This is a genomic window from Niallia circulans, assembly GCF_003726095.1.
Classification (GTDB): Bacteria; Bacillota; Bacilli; order Bacillales; family Cytobacillaceae; genus Niallia; species Niallia circulans_A.
This window is the reverse complement of record NZ_CP026031.1, coordinates 1978016-1998925: the sequence shown is the minus strand read 5'-3', so window position 1 is coordinate 1998925 and position 20910 is coordinate 1978016. Positions and strand designations below refer to the sequence as shown.

The window sequence follows — 20910 nt, the reverse complement described above, 5'->3', positions numbered from 1 at the left end:
GGGGATGCGCAAAGTGTTCATAACATAAGGGCATCAATGGGTTACTTTTGTTCTATCCTTTTTTTCATTTTGCCAATGTGTTTTTAATCTTCTTAAAAAGGTAATAACAAATAATAACCTTTACGTCTTCAAGCGGTATGTTTATCGAATGTCACTCTCATTTATAAAATACATAAAATAAGCTAAAATGAAAGATGGATTTTGTGACATTTAAAAGAAATGAAGGAAAAAAAGAAACATATATAGTATTGTTACATAGAAAGCGTATTTCCTTAAAAAGGAACTATTTAAGAACTTGAAGAATATAGTGTCATTACCTTTCAAGATGTTCGGAGAGTAGGGAGAGAACAGATGGAGCTAGAACATTATAAGTATTGGAGAATCATCCATATACTAGTAAATGAATATCAGTATAAAATTATCTACTTAACAGAAGATCAACAAGAAATATGGCTCGAGGCTCAAGAGAATAAATCAAAATCCCCCGTTATTCGTCTATTTCAATTTGATATTAACTGGAGTAATTGGTTAAGCAGGGACATAGAAAGGACAGCGTTAAATGCTGAAAGGATAAGAAGTTCGCTGCATAGTCGTTCCCTTAAAGTGGTGAGCATTTATATATCCGCTTATCCGCCTGTAGATTCATATGAACATATTATCAATCCAGTATTTTTAAGTCCAAATAAAAAAGTACAAATTGAATCAATACTTCTCGATCGATCCGTTCAAGACTGGAAAATAGGAGAGCATAAAATAGCTGAATTACAACGTATGCCAGAAACGGAAGCAGAGCGAGAAACCCATATACAAGAATATAAAGAAGCAATCTTTACGAGCTTAAGACAAAAAGAAAAAGAAGAAAGACAGTTATTTAATTTTGGAAAACCATTTATCACGTATCTTTTCATTGCTATACAAGTGATTGTATTTTTCTTAATGGAATTAAGCGGCGGAAGTACAAACAGTGAAACGCTAATTAAATGGGGAGCAAAAGTAAATTATTTAATTGCCAATGGGGAATGGTGGCGATTTATAACACCTGTTTTTTTACATATTGGTATATTGCATTTACTTATGAATTCCATTGCCCTATATTATGTTGGGCCACTAATTGAGCGGATTTTTGGATCATGCCGATTTTTGTTTATTTATTTATTTGCTGGGTTTAGTGGGGTATTTGCTAGTTATTTATTAAGTCCATCTTTATCGGCTGGTGCAAGCGGCGCAATTTTTGGTTGTTTTGGAGCTCTTCTTTATTTTGCCTGGCGCTTTCCACAGCTTTTTTTTCGTGTTATGGGTTGGAACGTCATTATTGTCATTATTATCAATCTTATATTTGGTTTTACTATACAAGGAATTGATAATGCAGGACATATTGGTGGCTTGCTAGGCGGCTTCTTAGCCACAGCGATTGTTCATTTTCCAAAGAAGAAAAACTGGAAAATTCAGCTTGGTGCCGCCTTTGTTACTATACTGCTTTTGGGAATTGGTGTTCTTTATACATTCCATCAAGATGTACTGCAAAGACAAGATCAATCAGCCTATAAGCTGGTCCATGAGTATATTCAAGATGAAAAACTTCAACAGGCTGAGTTGGCTTTGGAGAAACTTGAACCAAAGGATAATGAAGTTTACTACTTTTTACTTTCTTATATTCAACTTAAGAAGCGTAATCTACATGATGCAGAGAAGAACCTGCAAAAAACAATCGCGATAAATCCAGAGTTTCATGAAGCATATTATAATTTAGCGGTTGTTAGTCTATATAATAAGAAATTGGAAGAAGCAAGAGAATATATACAAGCAGCTTTAGCTTTGGACAAAAACAATCCTGAATATCTTCTATTATGGGATAAAATTAAAGAGTAGATATTTGCTGTCTTAAAACAATTGCTTCACCATCTGCTGTTGTAAATAAGATAAGAAGATGGTTATCATTAATTAATAATACAGGGATAGAACTACCGATGGGATCAGCAATGGTTCCATCTTCTTTAATAACGCCAAGAAAATAATTTTTATAGAGACCCTCTGTTAATTGGCCGATTATTTTTGCGCTTTGTTCTTTTGAAAAGTTCGGAAGAGGTGCATCGTTATAGTTGATTAAGTCTGTAAGTAATAGTTTGGTCTGATATTGCTCGGGTGAAATATGGAATTTTTTTAATGCTTGAAGATAAGCATACTCTACATAATTTAATGTTTCTTTCTCCAAAGCTTTTGCCCAATCTTTCTCTGTTAAGTTACTGGGAGTATGAAAGTTTAGGGGAGCATTTTCAAATTTGGAGTTAATAATATATAAGCTGTCTGCGGAAGTTTTTTGTGAACTGAAAATTCTTTCACTATTATCATGTATTTCCGCATAATGAAAAGTTATTGTTTGTAAAAAGTTACTTTCTCTTTCCACAATTGTTTTTTTTTCTGAAAGCTCTAATGTGTTTTGTTTCCATTCTCCCATTTTATTTATTAGTTTTCCATTTGCATACAGAAAGCTCATATCCTGTCGTAAATATGCTACTTTATTAATGGATGAATGGCTCTCCCAAAGTATGCTGTATTCATCGAACCTTTTTTTGCTAAAAGTAAGGGTCGTGTTTGCTTTCGGAAAGGTGACTGTAGGATCAATCGGAAAATAGGTGATACTTTCCTTAGCAATCTGCTTTTGCTGAAAAATATAGAAAATAGAAATAAGGATAATAAGAGAAAGACTTAAACGAATAAAATCTTTTTTCATTATTTTCACCGCTCCATGTTAAGTATGCTCAAAATATGAGCCTGTCTCATCTATACTTCTTTCAATATATGTATGGAAAAGAAAATTATGATAAAAAAAGAAAGAGGAGGGAATATCTTTTGTTTTCTAGCTTTAACCATATATTTACTTTCCTAATAAGGGAAAAGAATCTGCTGTTGAGGAAACAGTCCGTATCCTTTATACTTAATTTGAAAACGATTAATTTATCACTTTATGCAAACCTTTGCAGTGGATAGAAAAAGAATGAAATCGAGGGGTACCATGCAAACAATTTATGACGTACAGCAGTTTTTAAAAAAGTACGGGACAATCATTTATGTTGGAGATCGAGTAGGCGATTTACAATTAATGAAATCCGAAATTAAAGAATTATATCAATCTCAATTAATAAAAGAACAAGAATTCGATTCTGCTATGCGACTGCTTAATCAAGAAATACAATACTTAGAGGATAAGAGAAATCGGGGGAATGTGTGATGCAAGAAAAATGGGTAGCTGGAATAGATTTAGGCGGAACAACGGTGAAAATTGCTTTTTTATCTTTAAATGGCGATTTAATTGATCATTGGGAAATCCCAACAGATAATTCTGAGGAAGGGAAAAATATAACATCTGATATTGCAAAATCCATAGATGCTAAATTGAAGGAATTAGGTCATTCGAAAGACGATGTTTTAGGTGCAGGAATGGGTGCGCCAGGTCCTTTTGATTATGAAACAGGAATTATTTTTAATACGGTAAATTTAGGCTGGCCCGATAATTTTCCTTTAAAGGCTCGCCTTGAAGCAGATTTAGGATTGCCAGTAACGATTGATAATGATGCTAACTGTGCTGCTTTAGGTGAAATGTGGAAGGGAGCAGGAGAGGGAGCAAAGGATTTAGTTTGCGTAACACTGGGTACTGGTGTTGGCGGTGGCGTTATTATTAATGGAGATATTGTGCAAGGCGTTAAAGGAGCTGCTGGTGAAATAGGTCATCTAACTGCAATTGTGGAAAATGGAGCTCCTTGTAACTGTGGGAAAACTGGCTGTTTAGAAACGATTGCATCTGCAACGGGAATTGTTCGTTTAACGAAAGAAAGATTAGCGGAAAGACATACATTAAGCGAGCTTCATTCGTTACTAGATCAAGAAGGGGCGATTACAGCAAAAGATGTATTCGATGCAGCGAAGAAAGGGGACGAATTAGCTAATGAAATCGTTCAATTTGTTGCATTTCATTTAGGGCTAGTATTAGCAAATATTGCTAATACGTTAAATCCTGAGAAAATTGTCATAGGTGGAGGAGTATCAAAAGCCGGAGATGTCCTGTTAGATCCTGTAAAAGAGAATTTTATGAAATTTTCCTTTAAAAGTGTAGCAGAGTCAACGGTCATTGATGTTGCGACACTTGGAAATACAGCAGGGGTAATTGGTGCTGCGTGGTTGGCTAAAAATTAATCGAGCTAAGTGTAAATAGATAGGATATTAAGCATGATAATAAATCTTCTTCCGCTGCGAAGGAGATTTTTTTTGCTGCCTTTAAACAAAAAAGAAACTTGTCGTTAAAATTCATGAAACTTTTCGTCAGATTGGACGTTTAAAAAAGAGTAAGCTATTATAATAATACACAAAGATGAAAATTTGATTAAAATTTCATAAAGATTAGCTTTATATAATAAAATTATTGTAAAATGTGTAAAGTAATAATTTTCGAGATTTTGTTTGATCAATAGTTAGGAGGATTCACCATTGTTTAAGAATAAATTGGAGTGGTCAAAGCTATCACTTATAACGATTGCAACAGTTTTACTATGGATTAAAACAAATATTGCCTATATTACTAGCTTTGATATTAAAATTGAAAATTGGATTCAACAATTCATATTAATCATTAATCCTTTAAGTTCGATATTATTTATACTAGGAATATCCATGTTTTTCTCAGAAAAAAATCAAAAGCGATATATATTTATTTCAAGTTTGATTCTTTCTTTTGTTTTGTACGCAAATGTGGTTTTTTATCGAGTATATACAGATTTTTTAACCCTGCCGCTTTTATTTCAAACAAGTAATATGAGTGATTTAGGGAGTAGTATTAGGGAGTTAATACATGTTACGGATATTCTTTTCTTTGTTGATATTATTTTGCTAGTTGTCATTATGAAAAAGAAACCAGCCTTTGTAAAAATTCCGCAATACACAAGGGTTCACAAGAGTATTTTCTATTTACTTACAATAAGTTTAGCTTTTTTTAATTTAAGTTTAGCAGAAACGCAAAGAACGCAATTGCTAACTAGAACATTTGATAGAGAGCTTTTAGTGAAAAATATAGGAACGTATAATTATCAACTTTATGATATTTTCCTGCAAACAAAGACTTCTGCACAAAGAGCTTTTGCAGATGGTAGTGAATTAACAGATATGGTTAATTATAATCAGGCTAATTATATAGAACCAAATAAGGACATGTTTGGTATTGCTAAGGGGAAAAATGTAATTATGATTAGTCTAGAATCTACTCAGTCGTTTACAATCAATCGAGAAGTTAATGGCGAAGAAATTTCACCATTTTTAAATGACTTTATTAAAGAGAGCTTTTATTTTGAAAATTTCTACCACCAAACTGGACAAGGTAAAACTTCAGATTCGGAATTTATTGTAGAAAATTCAATGTATCCATTAAGTAGAGGGGCTGTTTTCTTTACTCATTCTGGGAATGAATATCAAGCGGCTCCTGAGATTTTAAATGAAAATGGTTATTACACAGCTTCCCTTCATGCAAATAATAAGAGTTTCTGGAATCGTGATATTATGTACCAAAGTATAGGATACCAACGATTTTATGAGATAAATGATTATGATGTGAAGGAGGAAAACTCTGTTGGCTGGGGTTTGAAGGATATTGACTTCTTCGAGCAATCAATTGCTCATTTAAAAGAAATGCCGCAGCCTTTTTATAGTAAATTTATTACGCTGACAAATCATTTTCCTTTCGAGTTAGATGAAGAAGACAAATTTATCGAGCCATTAACAACTGGCAGCAGAACACTGAATAATTATATTCCTACTGTCCGTTATCAGGATGAAGCATTGAAAATTTTTATTGAGAAACTAAAAGAAGAAGGTCTCTATGATAATAGCATTATTGTCCTGTATGGAGATCATAATGGCATTTCCGAAAATCATAATAAAGCAATGAGTGAGTTATTAGGAGAAGAAGTGACTCCTTTTGTAAGCACTCAATTACAAAGAGTACCTTTTGTTATCCATATTCCCGGAATGGAAGGGAAAACATTGTCAACAGTGTCCGGTCAAGTGGATATTAAGCCAACTCTTCTTCATTTGCTTGGGATTGAGACAAAAAATGATATTCAATTTGGATCTGATCTTTTCTCTGATAACAATGATCCATTTGTTGTCTTACGAGATGGCAGCTTTATCACAGATGATTATGTGTATACGAAAGAAGTTTGTTATGATCGAGCAACTGGAGAAGCAGTCGATGGAGACAGATGTGAGCCTTATATAGAGCAGGCGAATTTAGAATTGCAGTATTCTGATAGTATTATTTATGGAGACTTATTGCGGTTTTATGATAAAGAAAAAGGGATGCTTGATATAGTAGAAGAAGCGAATAAAAAAGAGTAGAGTAATAGAGCTTTGTGATAAATGTAGAAATATCTACTTTGTCATAAAGCTTTTTTTTATGAATAAGGAAATGTACCATAATGAATGTTTTTTAGGGAGGTTCATATATATATAGGGAGAGGAGTGGGCATATGGAGATCAAATTAAGACCAGGAGATACACTTTGGTACTATAGTCAGCTTTTTATGGTTCCCTTGAATCTTATTTTAGACAGTAATCCACATGTTAACCCGAATAAATTAGCAGCTTCTGAAACCATCCAAATACCTGGATTTGAATTACAGGTTCATCAGATAAAGTCAGGAGAAACTCTGTGGAAATTGGCAGGAGTAAGAAATATTTCGGTGGATAGTATTTTGTTATTAAATCAACATTTAAATCCAAATAATCTTCAAGTAGGCGATGAAATTTATATTCCAAATCGCATTATTGGAAGAATAGTGCAGGGGAAGAAAAAGTATGATTATCAATCCTTGCAAGTCGATTTAACGAGATTAAAGAAGCTTTTTCCATTCATTCAAGTGAAGACAATTGGTAAAAGTGTATTAGGACATAATATTGAGGAAATTAGAATAGGAAAAGGTACAAAAAAGGTTCATATAAATGCATCCTTCCATGCCAATGAATGGATTACTACGCCGATTTTAATGGTATTTTTAAATGACTTTTTACTATCTTTAACGAATGGGACAAATATCCATTGTGTTCATACAATGCCATTATATCAGTCTATTGATCTTTCCATTGTACCGATGGTCAATCCAGATGGAGTTAATTTAGTCTTGAATGGTCCCCCAGAAGAAGAGAAAGAGAAACTTATCTCGATAAATGAAGGAAGCACTGATTTCACTAGCTGGAAGGCGAATATACGAGGAGTCGATTTGAATAATCAATTTCCGGCAAATTGGGAAATTGAAAAGGAACGGAAAGAACCAAAAGCGCCAGCACCAAGAGATTATCCAGGAGACGCTCCTTTGTCTGAACCAGAGGCTCAAGTGATGGCGAAGCTCGCATATAAAGAGAACTTTGACTGCTTATTAGCATTGCATACGCAAGGAAAAGAATTTTATTGGGGCTATGAAGGATTAGAACCAGCAGAATCGCAAACGATAGCGAATGAATTTTTTAGAGTGAGTGGATATAAGGCCATTCAAAATGTAGATAGTCATGCAGGCTATAAAGATTGGTTTATTCAAGAATTTAGAAAGCCTGGATTTACTTTAGAGCTGGGTAAAGGGATAAATCCTCTTCCTTTATCCCAATTTACTGAAATCTATCATGACACATCTACAATCTTCTTAGCGTCTTTATATTTGTAGTTTTACAGTAAATGTAAGCATGGATTGTCAATAAGTGCCTAATATTGAGGGATATTTCTTATTTTATTAAAATATCACAGCATATTTGAAAAAAAGCCGAAAAAATCGGCTTTTTTATGTTACTATTCTATAGAGTAAATAAAACATGAAAAGTAGTATAGGAGTGTGAAAAATGTTTCCATTAGGTAAGAGAAACACACTAGGAATAGTTCTTCTCTTCACTTTTTTCACACTTATTCTGTCTGGTTGTGTCCCAAGACAGAATAATTCAGCCAGTGAAAATGAAGCGAAGAACAAAAATATCCATAACAACACGATGCTTCCTCCTATTAGTCCAATTGAAGGAGATTTTGAGCAAGTATATGGCTGGATAAAAAATGATACAATTTGTTATTCGGCGAAAGTAGAGGGTGTTAATAAAATTTATACATATAACATCTATACTGGAAAGCATAGCCCTTTATATAAATCGGTAACAGAATTGTCAAATGTGATAATAAATAAAAATCAACTTTTAATATACAATGCTCTTTCTGATGAAGAAGGGGAAATTCATATAATTGATATGAAAGGAAATGAAGTGCTTACTAGAAAACTGCAGAGCTATGAAACAGATTTTGTGTGGAATCCTTATAATGAAAATGAACTGTTAATTACGACCTTCACCAAGGATTGGGAAAGTAAAGTATCTGTATTGGATATTCAAGAAAATGAATTAAGTGATTTTCCTGTGTCTACGCCCTTTCCTCAATGGCAATCAAAGGAAAAAGTAATGTATTTAGATTGGGACCAAAGCTCCCCTTCCTTTTACGCTCCTCTTAAACTATTCAATATGGAAACAAAAGAAGAAAAAGAATGGGACGTACCTGATATTTATTTTATAGAAGAGAAAAATGGTTATCTCCTTACTCTGTCCGGTTCATCTAAAGAAGAGGAAGCCATTTATACTTTTTATGATTCTGAATTAAAGGAGCAAGGAAGTGTTCGCCTACCAAGATTATCTAAATTTTCCAATTGGTTGATACCAAACTATACTTTTTATGAGAATAAATTTCTTACTTTTGTTCCCAAAAATAGTGGTAATGCGGAAACTTATCAAGATGGCTTTGATCTTGTTGAAATAAATATGGAAACAGGTGAAAGCCAAAAGGTAGATACGGAAATGGAATTAGAAGATCAGCCCATCCAAATTTCTAGTGATGGAAAGTATATTCTATTTGGTTATTACTATGAAAATATGCTGGATATGAAAACGGGTGAAATTAGCTCCTTATTTTCTACCACTATTCACAATAGTTGATGATGGCATAAAAATATGCCATCATAATCATGGAACTTAAATCAAGTATCTTTGTCTTAAATAAGATTAAATAGCCGGTTGAAAGGAGAACATAGTTAATGGCAATTGTAGATGTAACAGTTATACCAGTAGGAACACAAACACCAAGTGTAAGTGCATATGTAGCAGATATACAAAAAGTGCTTATGCATTATGAAGAAAAAGGGCAAATTCGGTTCCAATTAACACCGATGAATACAATTATTGAGGGAGAGCTTCCTGTTTTATTTGAAGTAATCCAAGCTATGCATGAAGTTCCTTTTGAAAAAGGTCTTGTTCGTGTTTGTACGAATATCCGAATTGATGATAGACGGGATATAAGTAGAAAAATGGAAGATAAAGTAGAACGTGTTGTAAGTCAATTAGAGAGTAAATAGGAGGGGGTATGGGATGGAGTATAAACAAATTCCTTTAGGGCCAATCCAGACCAATTGTTACTTAATATGGAATGAAAATAAGGATTGTTTGGTGATAGATCCTGGGGCAAATGGAGAAAAGTTAATCAAGATAATTCAGGAGTTAGGATTATCTCCGATAGCTATTCTGTTAACACATGCTCACTTTGACCATATTGGTGCTGTGGAAGATGTTCGAACAGAGTATAGTGTTCCCGTTTATGTACATATCAAAGAGGAAGAATGGCTAATTAATCCGAAATTAAACGGTAGCGAAGCATTTAGACTGCCAAATCCGATTGTAACAAGACCTGCCGAGCATTTCTTAGATGAAAATCCAAGCATGACAATCGGTGATTTTACTTTTCAAGTGATGGAGACACCAGGGCATTCTCCAGGCAGTGTTACGTTCTATTTTAAAAAAGAGAATTGGGCATTTGTAGGCGATGCGCTTTTCTATGAAAGTATTGGCAGAACAGATTTAGTTGGCGGTAATCAAAGAACATTACTAACAAGTATCCATGAAAAGTTATTGAATTTGCCTGAAGACACATTAGTGCTTTCCGGTCACGGTAGAAAAACGACGATTGAGCATGAAATGGATCATAATCCATATATTAATGGCTTTTAAATAAAGAAAAAGGGGCTGAGACAAAACTAAAAAGGATATGCTTAAAGCTGAATAATCATTTGTTGAATTAGACGAATGATAAATAATATCTATTTTTGTTTCTCGCCCCATTTTATAAGGTTAGTGAAATGGAGTGGAAGACACTCGACTCCTGCGGGAAATAGAGGAAAGGCAGAGACCCCGCAGCGCAGTGAGGAGGCTCAGCTTCCTCCCCGCGGAAAGCGAGTGTCTGAAGCGCAATGGAACGAACTTGTTTTTTAGCTATAAAAAAGATAAATCAGCGAAAAGAAAAAACCGAACTATTACGATGTTTTATTGTATTATAGTTTGGCTTTTTCTTTATGTAAAATTCTTTTGTCCCACCCTCTTTCTTATTGCACCATTGTTTTATATGCGCATTGATCACAACCAGAAATAATATTTTGTTTCTCAATTAACTGGACATCTTTAAACAAAGCTTCAAACATGCCCGTAAAGAAGGATTGGTGCATAGTACACACTTTATTTTTATGTTCTATAGCAACTTCTTTAAATGGACAGTTATAAATTTCAAAATATAAAGATGTTTGATCGTCATTCCATTCCAATGCAGGTAACTGTCCAGTCATTAAACTAGCATTTTGTAATAAACGTAGCTTATCCTCATTCGATAATAGAGCTGTGTTGTTTGTAATACGAGCAATTTCCTGCTCCATCATCTCTTTACCAAATGTTTTTCCTGTTTCATAAAGTGCCTTGCTGCCATCTGCTCCAAGACTTTCAAACGTTTTCAATAAAATGCTGCTTAATAATTGATAATCTCGAAAAGGAAAGCTAAATTGAATAACTTCATCTGATAAACGATATAGTCTGCTGGGGCGACCACCTTTGCCTGTCTTTTTTGTTTCTGAGCGTAGCATTCTTACATCTTCTAACTTAGATAAATGCAAGCGAGCTACGTTTGGATGGATGGAAAATTCATCCGCTATTTCTTGAACCGTGACATCTTGATGACGTTTCGTAATGTACTGATAAATATAGAAACGAGTTGGATCAGATAATACATTTGTAACTTTTAGTGTATTTTCCATATTAAATGTTCCTCCTAAGGACTAATTTTCTTTATTATAATATAGCAATCTACCATAAACATGGTTAAAACGATAAGTTTATAAAATGTTCACAACTTCACAAATATTTTGTTCATAAATTGTACATATTCACTATTTGAAGCATGAGCAACGTTTTAAATGGATTATTAAAAGAGAAGTGGAACTTATTGTTAATTTTTATTGACAGATTTATTATTTAAATTTTATAATGTATATATGAACATATATTCATATAATATAGGGGCGATTGTGATGGATTACGATGTAATAATAATTGGCGGCGGGCAAGCTGGACTTGCGATGGGCTACTTTTTAAAGAAAAGCGGCTTATCTTTTCTCATAGTAGAAAAAGAAACTTCCATAGGTGAAAGCTGGAGAAAAAGGTATGATACATTAACTTTATTTACTCCACGTTTTTACAGTTCTCTACCTGGGTTGCCGCTGAATGGGGATTTAGATGGCTATCCCACAAAAGAAGAAATAGCAGACTATTTATTTGATTATGCAACAACGTTTTCGTTGCCAGTTCAATTAAATACAGAGGTAAAAGAACTATCAAAGACCAAGGAAGGTTTTAAGGTAGTCACGAATGCCAGTTTATTAGCAGCTAAAAAAGTGATTATTGCTACTGGATCCTTTCAAAAACCATTGATACCTTCATTCGCTTCTACCATATCTAAAAATGTGGTCCAGCTTCATACATCGCAATATCATAATCCGAAACAAATTAAAGAAGGACCGGTTTTAATTGTAGGAGCTGGGAATTCAGGGGCGCAAGTTGCAGCGGAGCTTTCAGACAAATATTTGGTATACCTATCAGTAGGTCATAAAATTCGTTTTTTACCACAAAATATAGGGAATAAGAGTATTTTCTGGTGGTTTGAGAAAATGAGAATATATAAAGCAAGTACCAATTCTAAAATAGGTCAATGGCTAAGGAAGAAACCAGACCCACTTTTTGGATTTGACTTAAGAGCAAAAATAAAAAGTGGAGCAATAACAGTATTTCCGCGTACAGAAAGAATTGTTGATGATACTTTTGAGTTTCTAGATAAACGGACACTAAAAGTTAACACTGTTATCTGGGCAACCGGTTTTTATCATGATTATAGTTGGAGTACCATTCCACAAGTAGTGAATGTAAAAGGCGATCCTATTCATAAAAAGGGAATAACGAATATTGCTGGATTGTATTTTTTAGGATTACCATGGCAAAGAAATAGAGCTTCCAGTCTGCTTCAAGGAGTTGGGGATGATGCAGCATATATTTATCAACATGTACGGAGAAACATGGAATAAAGAAGTAAATATCATATTATTAGAAACAGGAGGAAGATAAGATGGGACATTCTCATGGGCACGACCATAGTCATCATGGACATCATCATGGATTCTCAGAAATAAGAGAAGGAAATAAAAAGGGCTTACTTATAGCGTTAATCATAACAGCAGGTATTATGATGTTAGAGTTTTTTGGCGGCTTACTTACAAATAGTCTTGCTTTATTGTCAGATTCTGGACATATGCTAAGTGATGCAAGTTCTCTTTTTTTAAGCTTTCTAGCAATCTGGTTCGCCACACGGCCTGCCTCTTCGAATAAAACCTACGGCTATTATCGTTTTGAAATTTTAGCGGCTTTATTTAATGGTGTTACTTTATTTGTTATTGCCTTTTTTATCATATTGGAAGCAATCGAACGTTTTTCCCAACCACCGACTGTCTCAAGTGGAACGATGATGATAATAGCTGTAATTGGACTATTAGCGAATATGATTAGTGCTTTAGCTTTAATGAGAAAAGGCGATGTAGAGGGCAATGTTAATTTACGAAGTGCTTATTTACATATCTTAGGGGATGCGTTAGGTTCTGTTGGCGCAATTATTGCAGGCTGCCTCATGCTCTTCTTTAAGTGGTATATTGCTGATCCAATCATATCTGTTGTAGTGGCGCTATTAATTTTGAAAAGCGGCTGGGGAGTAATTAAAACGTCGATCCATATTTTAATGGAAGGAACACCAACCACTATTAATCAAGAAGAGGTAAAAAAGGAGTTGGAAGGAATCGCTGGAGTAATCGATGTACATGACTTGCATATATGGACAATCACCTCAGGATTAGATTCACTAAGCTGCCATCTATTAATTGATGATAAGAGTGATAGTCAAGTGATTCTACAGAATGCGATTGATCGTCTGAAGACTAAATTTAAAATGGAACATACAACAATCCAAATCGAAAAGTCACAGATTCAGCATGAGGATATGAATGTATAATAAAAAATAAGGGACTGGAACAAAACTAAAAAGGCTATGCTTAAAGCTGAATAATAAATTTGTTGAATTAAACAAATGATAAATAGAATCTATTTTTGTTTTCACCCCATTTTATAAGATTAGTGAAATGGAGAGGAAGACACTCGACTCCTGCGGGAAATAGAGGAAAGGCTGAGACCCCGCAGTGTGGAGGCTCAGCTTCCTCCCGCGGAAAGCGAGTGACTGGAGCGTAATGGAACAAATTGGTTTCACCACTAAATTAGAGATTGTTCGTCTTTATCCAATATATATTTTGTTTTGTCCGCCCTTCTTTTTTGACAAAAAAAAGACCCGAAACACGGGTCGCTACTGGGCTAGCTGGATTCGAACCAACGAATGACGGAGTCAAAGTCCGTTGCCTTACCACTTGGCTATAGCCCAAAATAGTTGATATATATAGTATGGATAGGAGCTGTTTTTTTATACAGACTATTGGAACTTTCTTGGAAAGATTGTTAATCAATGTATCAATGGAAAAATACAATCCAATTGTATAAGTAGCTCTAATATTAAATTCGTAAAAAAATTAAAAAGAAAGAAGGAATTTACCCTTTTTTTGTCGAAAGATATATTTGAATAAATATAAAGGTGGTGTTAAATATAAGTGTTATCAATTGAAGCTCTAGCAAATCGTATTATTTGTGAGGCAGTAGAACAGAATGCTACTGATATTCACATAACCCCAAAACAAAAGGAATCTGTCCTCCAATTCCGAATTGCCAATCATTTAATTAATCACTTAGTAATTTCAGCAAATGAATGCGACAAGTTGATCTCTCATTTCAAATTTACAGCATCTATGGATATTGGCGAAAGAAGAAAACCGCAAAATGGATCTATTTCCACAACAGTCAAAGGTCAGTATATTGGCTTACGACTTTCAACCTTACCATCTCACCCTCATGAGAGTTTAGTAATTCGTATACTTTCCGACCAAAATATGCTTCCAATCTATCACATCTCTTTATTTCCGAATATTTCTCGTAAATTAATCTCCTTGTTAAAGCATGCACACGGATTAATAATTCTGACCGGTCCAACTGATAACGTTACGTAAATATTAATAAAACAAGACATCAGTAATCGTAACTAAATCTTTTCCGTACTTACATCTGTCTGGTCTTTGTGGAGGTTGGGGGATTAGTTCATAATCAATTTTCTTTATAAATCTGGAGATAAACATTCTTTTTTCTTCTTGAGTGAGAAAATGGAAAGTTTGATTAAAAGTGAATACCACATTTTTTATTTCTTCAATATCAACTTGTATAGGTTTCTTCTTTTCAGATAACTTTCGTTTTAATTCTTCGAACAGTTCTCTGGTTTCTAACATTCTATGTTCAAATTCGCTATCACTAATTAAATCTGATGCCCATGCACGTTGATATTTCTCTCTTTTTTTCTCTAATGATTTTAATTGGTCTGTCAAATGTTTGGTCTCATCTGGTTCTTCCGTAATTTCTATTCCTTTTAAATCAATATTTTTCATATAAATATAAAGTGCGTCCAAAAAACGTTTTTCTCCAATTTGTTTAATTTTTTTACCTTTCAAATAACAAGAACTACACTTATAAATTGTACTTTGATATTCAGTACCATCTTTCCGCTTACGTAAATATCTGTTAACTGCTAGCGGTTTTTTACATGTAGGACATGAAAGTTTACCTTGAAATAAATAGTTACCAGTCACTTCTCTCCTATGATGTTTAGAACGATCATTTAAAATTTCCTGTAATTTTTTATATTGAGATTTAGAAATTATTCCTTCGTGTGTATTTTCATATACCTTATCATTCCATCTTGTAGCACCATATATAGCTGGGTTTTTAAGAATTCTTAAAACACCCTTAACATGCCAAGTTCTATCGTCATTAGTTTTATTAAGATAATTCGCCAACTGTGTTGCTGACATACCGTTAAATGTTTTCTCGATCATATCATATACAACTTTTGATTTCTCATTTTTGATTAACTTTTCATCTTCCGTTAAATCAAAACCATATGGGATTGCTCCAACTCGCTCACCGTCAGAAACTTTTTGTTCTAAAGCTACTTTTATTCTTTCTGATAAATTTTCGGTTTCCCATTGTGCAAGTAATGCGACTAGGCCGATGAACATTCTCCCCATTGCGTTGGATGTATCATAAAGTTCTGTCGCTGATTTAAATGAGCAATTATGCTTATCTAACATTTCTAACATTTCATAAAGATCCTTAACTCTTCTTGTAAAACGATCAAGTCGATAAACTAAGATCATAGATATTCTTCTGTTTTTGACATCATCTAACAGTCTTTGCAATTCTGGTCTATTCATATCTTTAGCAGATATTCCTTCATCGATATAAAATTTAAAATCATTCCATCCTTGTGCTGCACAATAGGCGATCAATCTTTCTTTTTGAGCACCTATAGAATATCCTTCATTTGCTTGTTCTTGAGTAGAAACACGAATGTAAATTCCAACTGTCATTAATATTGTCTCCCTTCAAAAAAGGAGAGCCGTCGCTCCCCCAATTTAAATTCCTAGCTAGTAATTTAAAGATCGACTGTAAATCTAATTGCTTTTCCTATGATTCTTGCTGGATTTTCTTTGTTAACAATAATAGGTTCATAAGCAGGGTTTTCAGGCATTAACATAACAAGACCACCAAGTTTTTTTACTCTTTTTAAAGTTGCCTCAGTATCTCCGTTTACTAACACTGCAGCTATTTCTCCGTTTTCTACATCGCTTTGTTGTCTAATCATTACTGAAGAACCATCTGGAATAGTAGGCTCCATTGAATCACCTTTTGCATCGAGGTAATAAATTTCTCCATATGGTAAATTTTCAGGTGATTCATATCTATATCCAGCAAAATTTTCTTCTACATATATTGGATCTCCACAAGCAATTGTCCCTAAAATAGGAACTTTAACTAATTCTGTAGTAGTAGAGTATAGGTTATTAGGCTTGTCTTCCGTAAGATCAGAACGATAAATACCAAAATAATCAGCCATTAATTGTATCTTATCTATTCTTGGATATGTATTACCTTTCATCCAATTAGAAACGGTTGTTTCTGGAATGTTTAAATCTCTAGCCAAATCAGTTTGATTTTTCCCCATTCGATCTAAATATTTTTTAATATTCTTAGCCATAATTTGTTTTAAATTTTCTTTCTTGTCCATTTTTGCACCTCCTTTCTTCATTAATATTACCGTTTTTCGGTAGTATTGTAAAGAGGTAAAATACTTTTTTTCGGTACTTTTTTTAGTTTTAATGATTGACAATACCGTTTAAAGGTAGTATATTAAAAACATAGAAATAAGGAAAGGAGTTGAGAGCATGAATAGAGTATTTCAAATATCATTAGCAGCAGCTAGAGTGAATGCAGGTTTAAAGCAGATGGAAGCAGCAAAAGAACTTGGTATTACTGAAAAAACTCTAGGTGGATACGAACGAGGTCAAACCGCTATTCCTGGTCATGTTTTACAAAAAGCAGCAAAACTTTATGATATACCTTCTGATTTGATTAGACTTCCTAATGTTAATGATGGAAAACATGATGATGAATTTTTTTTAAATAGTAGTACCGTTTAAAGGTAGTCAGGAGTGGTGAAGATGAAAGGAATAAAAATCAATCCACCAAACATAAGCGATGAAACTATGAAAGAAATGGTGAAATTCTTTATGGAAACTTCAATACCAAGAATCATTGCATATGAAAAAGAACAAAAACAGAAACAAAAACAATAAACCCAATACAATCCAAAGCGCTGTGAACCGAGCCAATGACGGTTAATGATGAGATTAATAGCTTATGTGACGGTAGCAACGTTAGAAAAGAATAAGGAGGGTTACATATGAAAATCAAACCAGCTGAATGGTTAAAGTTAGCACCAGCTGATCGTTATATCAAAATCGTTAAATCATCCAAATATGTGAAGGGATGTAAATAATATTTCACCGACAAAAGTCGGTACTCTTTTTAGCCAATGTGCGAAAAAAGATGAACGAATCAATGAATATTTTAAGGAGGTGAGCATAGTGAGCGAAGAAGTTATCAACGCAATATTTGACGGTGATCTACATACAAGGATTCAAAATGTAGAGTTCTCCACAAGTCCAAGAGCAATTATCACAGTAGGTGAAATGATGGAAGGGGTTGAATGAAATGAATGCAGCAGAAATGAGAAAGAAATCTACAGCTAATCGACATAAAGTAGCTGTGGCAAACTTAGAACAATTTATCAATAGAACAAATGAAATTATCAAAAGCAAAGCTAATGATGGTCATTTCAGTTACATCACTCCAGTTCCTAGTGATCCTTTATGGAATGAGTATCAATGTACAGAATCTATAGCTAATTATTATCGGAGTAATGGTTTTAAAGTCACGGTTCATAATTATCTGTTGAATGTAACAATGACTATCTCATGGTTGGAGGAAGGTTAAGAATGCTTGAACATCCTATGATAACTCGAATAAATGCCACTGGCTATCCATCAAAAGATATCGAGCCGCAGGAAGAAAAACCAAAGAAAGTTGCTTGTAAGGATGTTTATGGAAATGTGGTTTTTGTTGGAGAAGATGTTTGGATCCATAACGGACAAGTTATTCCAGATGATAGGTTAGAAGAATACTTGATGGATGTTTTAGATTTTGAAAATAAGAAAGCAGAAGTGGAGAGATAAATATGGCGACTGTAAAAATTGAGTTAGATGTTAATTGGTTAGATGAAGGAGAAAACCTTGATGATCTTATTAAAGGTGAAGTAATTGCTGGTTTACAGGATCGATTGATTAAAAAAGCAGAGCAAAAGGTATTGGCGAAAATTGAGCTCCAAGCTGAGGAAAAAGCCAATGAAGTTGTTGATAGTTTTATTCACGGCTCTTTGGAAAAGAAAATCGAAGAATTAAAAATACCATTCAAGAAAAATAGTTGGGGATCAGAAGTGGAGTTAATTCCAATCAGTGAGTTTATTGGTATGAGATATGAACGATATTTAACAGAAAAAATACTAGATGAAAATGGACGTGAAGCAAAGTACTCCAGTGATAGAAAGTTATCAATTAGTGAATATTTCATCAAGAACTATCTAGCTAAAGAGTTAACTGGGAAAGTTAGTGCGATGATTCAAACAGCACGTAAAGATGCAGAAGAAACAATTGTAAAAGCTTTAGAAAACAACCTAAAAGAGCAACTTTCAGTAGATATTATTAACAGATTAAACATTCCTAAGATGTTGGAGAGTTTACAAAGTAAAGCTTTAGAACTAGAGAAGGAAGAATAGGAGGACAAGCTATGAAGCAAGGTAAGAATCCAACTAAAAAGCAGAAGATACACATTAAAAGCTATGGGTTAAATCCTGATAACTGGCTGATTTATAAGAATGCTGGTGACCAAGTTTCATTGGTTCATAGATTTACAGGGACGACAAGAAAAATCCCAAAATAAAAGACCCGGGTTGGCGCACGAGTCAAGCGACTTTCAAACAAATAGTTAAGTACATGATAGGACATATCGTTTTAAAAATCAAGGGGAGGTTTGGAAATGTCCATAAATTCTAACGCTGTATCCACAAAGAACATGAATAGGAATGAGTGGCTTTTAGAGCGTACGAAGGGCATTGGTGGTAGTGATGCCGGAATCATTCTTGGTTTAAATAAATACCGCACTAAATTTGAATTGTGGTTAGAAAAAACAGGGCAAGTTGATCCTGAAGAAGTTGATAATGAAGCTGTTTATTGGGGCAATCAAATGGAGGATGTTGTAGCAAAAGAATTTGAACGGAGAACAGAAAAGAAAGTTCGTCGTGCAAATTATATGTTTAGTCACCCTGATTACCCTTATATGAAAGCCAACCTGGACAGAATGGTTGTTGGAGAATCGGCGCTCTTAGAGTGTAAAACTGCTTCCGCCTATCTAATGAAAGAATGGAAAGGCGATGAAATTCCAGAATCATACTTAGTCCAAGTTCAACATTATCTAGGTGTTACTGGAAAAGAAAAAGGATATATAGCTGTCTTGATTGGTGGCAATAAGTTTATTTGGAAAGAAATTGAGCGAGACGAAGAACTAATAAACATTATTTTCGAAGCTGAAAAACATTTTTGGGAGTATCACGTTTTAGGAGGGATCGCTCCTGAGTTGGATGGTTCAAGTGCAGCTGAGAAATATATTAAAGAACGATATGAGAAGGCAGAAAAAGAAAAGGAAACCATTCTCTCAGCAAATTCTATTGAACTATTAAATAACTACGCCTTGATTAAGGATAACGAAAAGTTAGTGCTTGCTGCTAAGAGAGAAATTGAAAATAAGTTAAAGGCTGAGTTAAAAGATGCTGAGATAGCAGTCATGGATAATCATTTAATTACTTGGAAATATGAAGTTCAAAACAGAGTAGATACAGCTAAACTACAGGAACAATTTCCAGATGTATATAAGCAAGTTTTAAAAGAAATTTCTCTAAGAAAATTTAAGGTGAAGGAGCTAGATAATTAATGGCAACTAATCAAGGTTTAAAAAATCAATTATCCAATCAAGGGAATGCTACTACTCAGGTTTCAGCACAAAATTTAGGACTTAAATCTTTACTAAATACACCAACTATGCAAAAGAAGTTTGAACAAATATTGGATAAAAAAGCACCACAGTTTATGTCTTCACTGCTGAATCTTTATAACGGTGATACTTATTTGCAAAAGGCTACTCCAATGTCTGTTGTAACATCTGCACTAGTTGCAGCCACTTTAGACTTACCAGTTGATAAAAACTTAGGGTATGCGTGGATTGTTCCTTACAACGGTACAGCGCAATTCCAGCTAGGTTACAAAGGATATATTCAATTGGCACTAAGAACAGGACAGTATAAATCAATCAATGTCATTGAGGTTCACGAAGGCGAATTAATCAGCTGGAACCGTCTTACTGAAGAGTTGGAACTAAATCTTGATGGGGCAACTTCTGACAAGGTAATTGGGTATTGTGGATTCTTCCGTTTAACGAATGGTTTTGAAAAGACAGTGTACTGGTCCAAAAAACAAATTGAGGATCATAAGAAGAAATTCAGTAAATCTGATTTTGGCTGGAAAAAGGATTTTGATGCAATGGCCAAAAAAACTGTGCTTAGAAATATGCTGAGCAAGTGGGGAATCCTGTCTATTGAAATGCAAAGTGCGGTTGATAAAGATGAAAAAGAATTTCGGGACATCAAAGATATAACAGACGATCAAGAAAGCATGCCAGAAATTATTGATTATCATGAAGAAATTCAAAGTGATAAACCGCCATTTGACCCTAACCAAGAAGTGAATTTTGACTAATGAACATTATCCCGGACAAAGTACCAACAAACGTGGTTTTGCCGGAATGGATTTGGGAGCAAGCGGACGATAAGCAGGGGTTGCAGCGGTTGGTTTTACAATACATCAATCGTTGCTATCCAGGATATCGAGTTAAGCA

At 34.1% G+C, this 20910-nt stretch carries 24 protein-coding genes and 1 tRNA gene; 20 read left to right on the top strand and 5 right to left on the bottom strand.

The window, feature by feature from the left end; all coding sequences use genetic code 11:
- Nucleotides 1-351: 351 nt before the first annotated feature.
- A complete protein-coding gene (locus tag C2I06_RS09735) occupies nucleotides 352-1869 on the top strand; it encodes a rhomboid family protein (RefSeq protein ID WP_123257984.1) in 1518 nt (505 codons plus the stop codon).
- Here the strand turns inward: C2I06_RS09735 and C2I06_RS09730 are convergent.
- Entirely contained in the window at nucleotides 1859-2731 is an 873-nt protein-coding gene (locus C2I06_RS09730; protein WP_123257983.1) for a hypothetical protein, read from the bottom strand. The genes C2I06_RS09735 and C2I06_RS09730 overlap by 11 nt on opposite strands.
- 282 nt (nucleotides 2732-3013) lie before the next feature.
- On the opposite strand from C2I06_RS09730, the gene C2I06_RS09725 reads away from it, so the two are divergent.
- The 7 genes from C2I06_RS09725 (at nucleotide 3014) to C2I06_RS09695 (ending at nucleotide 10065) form a co-directional block, all read left to right on the top strand.
- Entirely contained in the window at nucleotides 3014-3229 is a 216-nt protein-coding gene (locus C2I06_RS09725; protein WP_047941253.1) for a YqgQ family protein, read from the top strand.
- Nucleotides 3229-4191, top strand: coding sequence for an ROK family glucokinase (locus tag C2I06_RS09720; protein ID WP_095333905.1), 963 nt, complete (start codon nucleotides 3229-3231; stop codon nucleotides 4189-4191). The genes C2I06_RS09725 and C2I06_RS09720 overlap by 1 nt, the downstream gene beginning before the upstream one ends.
- 291 nt (nucleotides 4192-4482) lie before the next feature.
- Complete coding sequence (locus tag C2I06_RS09715; protein WP_095333907.1) at nucleotides 4483-6381, top strand: LTA synthase family protein; 1899 nt, start codon at nucleotides 4483-4485, stop codon at nucleotides 6379-6381.
- 131 nt (nucleotides 6382-6512) lie between these two features.
- The gene (locus tag C2I06_RS09710) at nucleotides 6513-7700 is read left to right on the top strand and encodes a M14 family metallopeptidase (RefSeq protein WP_095333908.1); all 1188 of its coding nucleotides are present in this window, start codon (nucleotides 6513-6515) and stop codon (nucleotides 7698-7700) included.
- Nucleotides 7701-7872: 172 nt separating this feature from the next.
- A complete protein-coding gene (locus C2I06_RS09705; protein WP_123257982.1) occupies nucleotides 7873-9000 on the top strand; it encodes a YqgU-like beta propeller domain-containing protein in 1128 nt (375 codons plus the stop codon).
- A gap of 98 nt (nucleotides 9001-9098) precedes the next feature.
- Nucleotides 9099-9416 (top strand): MTH1187 family thiamine-binding protein, encoded by a 318-nt coding sequence (locus C2I06_RS09700; RefSeq protein WP_095333912.1) that lies wholly within the window; start codon nucleotides 9099-9101, stop codon nucleotides 9414-9416.
- A 13-nt stretch (nucleotides 9417-9429) separates the two neighbouring features.
- Nucleotides 9430-10065 (top strand): MBL fold metallo-hydrolase, encoded by a 636-nt coding sequence (locus C2I06_RS09695; RefSeq protein ID WP_123257981.1) that lies wholly within the window; start codon nucleotides 9430-9432, stop codon nucleotides 10063-10065.
- Between the two features lie 371 nt (nucleotides 10066-10436).
- Here C2I06_RS09695 and C2I06_RS09690 read toward each other — a convergent pair whose 3' ends face one another.
- Nucleotides 10437-11135, bottom strand: coding sequence for a helix-turn-helix transcriptional regulator (locus C2I06_RS09690; RefSeq protein WP_095332761.1), 699 nt, complete (start codon nucleotides 11133-11135; stop codon nucleotides 10437-10439).
- Nucleotides 11136-11408: 273 nt separating this feature from the next.
- Here C2I06_RS09690 and C2I06_RS09685 point away from each other — a divergent pair, with 273 nt between their 5' ends.
- The gene (locus C2I06_RS09685; RefSeq protein ID WP_123257980.1) at nucleotides 11409-12455 is read left to right on the top strand and encodes a flavin-containing monooxygenase; all 1047 of its coding nucleotides are present in this window, start codon (nucleotides 11409-11411) and stop codon (nucleotides 12453-12455) included.
- A 41-nt stretch (nucleotides 12456-12496) separates the two neighbouring features.
- On the top strand, nucleotides 12497-13429 hold the full coding sequence (locus C2I06_RS09680; protein ID WP_095332765.1) for a cation diffusion facilitator family transporter: 933 nt from the start codon (nucleotides 12497-12499) through the stop codon (nucleotides 13427-13429).
- A gap of 348 nt (nucleotides 13430-13777) precedes the next feature.
- Here C2I06_RS09680 and C2I06_RS09675 read toward each other — a convergent pair.
- Nucleotides 13778-13849, bottom strand: a tRNA-Gln gene (locus tag C2I06_RS09675).
- 223 nt (nucleotides 13850-14072) lie between these two features.
- On the opposite strand from C2I06_RS09675, the gene C2I06_RS09670 reads away from it, so the two are divergent.
- Nucleotides 14073-14525 carry an ATPase, T2SS/T4P/T4SS family gene (locus tag C2I06_RS09670; RefSeq protein ID WP_249928299.1) on the top strand — a complete coding sequence of 151 codons (453 nt, stop codon included), beginning with the start codon at nucleotides 14073-14075 and terminating at the stop codon, nucleotides 14523-14525.
- Between the two features lie 3 nt (nucleotides 14526-14528).
- Here C2I06_RS09670 and C2I06_RS09665 read toward each other — a convergent pair whose 3' ends face one another.
- Complete coding sequence (locus C2I06_RS09665) at nucleotides 14529-15935, bottom strand: recombinase family protein (RefSeq protein ID WP_123257979.1); 1407 nt, start codon at nucleotides 15933-15935, stop codon at nucleotides 14529-14531.
- A gap of 65 nt (nucleotides 15936-16000) precedes the next feature.
- Nucleotides 16001-16633, bottom strand: coding sequence for a LexA family protein (locus C2I06_RS09660; RefSeq protein WP_123257978.1), 633 nt, complete (start codon nucleotides 16631-16633; stop codon nucleotides 16001-16003).
- A 157-nt stretch (nucleotides 16634-16790) separates the two neighbouring features.
- Between C2I06_RS09660 and C2I06_RS09655 the strand changes: the two genes are divergently transcribed.
- From C2I06_RS09655 to C2I06_RS09630, 9 genes are all read left to right on the top strand, one after another.
- Nucleotides 16791-17045 (top strand): helix-turn-helix domain-containing protein, encoded by a 255-nt coding sequence (locus C2I06_RS09655; protein WP_123257977.1) that lies wholly within the window; start codon nucleotides 16791-16793, stop codon nucleotides 17043-17045.
- Nucleotides 17046-17066: 21 nt separating this feature from the next.
- On the top strand, nucleotides 17067-17201 hold the full coding sequence (locus C2I06_RS25815) for a hypothetical protein (protein ID WP_275068602.1): 135 nt from the start codon (nucleotides 17067-17069) through the stop codon (nucleotides 17199-17201).
- A gap of 291 nt (nucleotides 17202-17492) precedes the next feature.
- A complete protein-coding gene (locus C2I06_RS25810; protein WP_275068601.1) occupies nucleotides 17493-17618 on the top strand; it encodes a hypothetical protein in 126 nt (41 codons plus the stop codon).
- 1 nt (nucleotide 17619) lies between these two features.
- The gene (locus C2I06_RS09650; RefSeq protein WP_123257976.1) at nucleotides 17620-17901 is read left to right on the top strand and encodes a hypothetical protein; all 282 of its coding nucleotides are present in this window, start codon (nucleotides 17620-17622) and stop codon (nucleotides 17899-17901) included.
- Nucleotides 17902-17903: 2 nt separating this feature from the next.
- Nucleotides 17904-18140: a YqaI family protein gene (locus C2I06_RS09645; RefSeq protein WP_164463661.1), complete on the top strand. Its 237-nt coding sequence runs from the start codon at nucleotides 17904-17906 to the stop codon at nucleotides 18138-18140.
- 2 nt (nucleotides 18141-18142) lie between these two features.
- Nucleotides 18143-18739 carry a hypothetical protein gene (locus C2I06_RS09640; protein ID WP_123257974.1) on the top strand — a complete coding sequence of 199 codons (597 nt, stop codon included), beginning with the start codon at nucleotides 18143-18145 and terminating at the stop codon, nucleotides 18737-18739.
- 11 nt (nucleotides 18740-18750) lie between these two features.
- Nucleotides 18751-18903 carry a DUF6906 family protein gene (locus C2I06_RS25000; RefSeq protein WP_164463660.1) on the top strand — a complete coding sequence of 51 codons (153 nt, stop codon included), beginning with the start codon at nucleotides 18751-18753 and terminating at the stop codon, nucleotides 18901-18903.
- Between the two features lie 96 nt (nucleotides 18904-18999).
- On the top strand, nucleotides 19000-19950 hold the full coding sequence (locus C2I06_RS09635) for a YqaJ viral recombinase family nuclease (RefSeq protein ID WP_123257973.1): 951 nt from the start codon (nucleotides 19000-19002) through the stop codon (nucleotides 19948-19950).
- The gene (locus C2I06_RS09630) at nucleotides 19950-20771 is read left to right on the top strand and encodes a recombinase RecT (RefSeq protein ID WP_123257972.1); all 822 of its coding nucleotides are present in this window, start codon (nucleotides 19950-19952) and stop codon (nucleotides 20769-20771) included. The genes C2I06_RS09635 and C2I06_RS09630 overlap by 1 nt, the downstream gene beginning before the upstream one ends.
- Nucleotides 20772-20910: the final 139 nt, after the last annotated feature.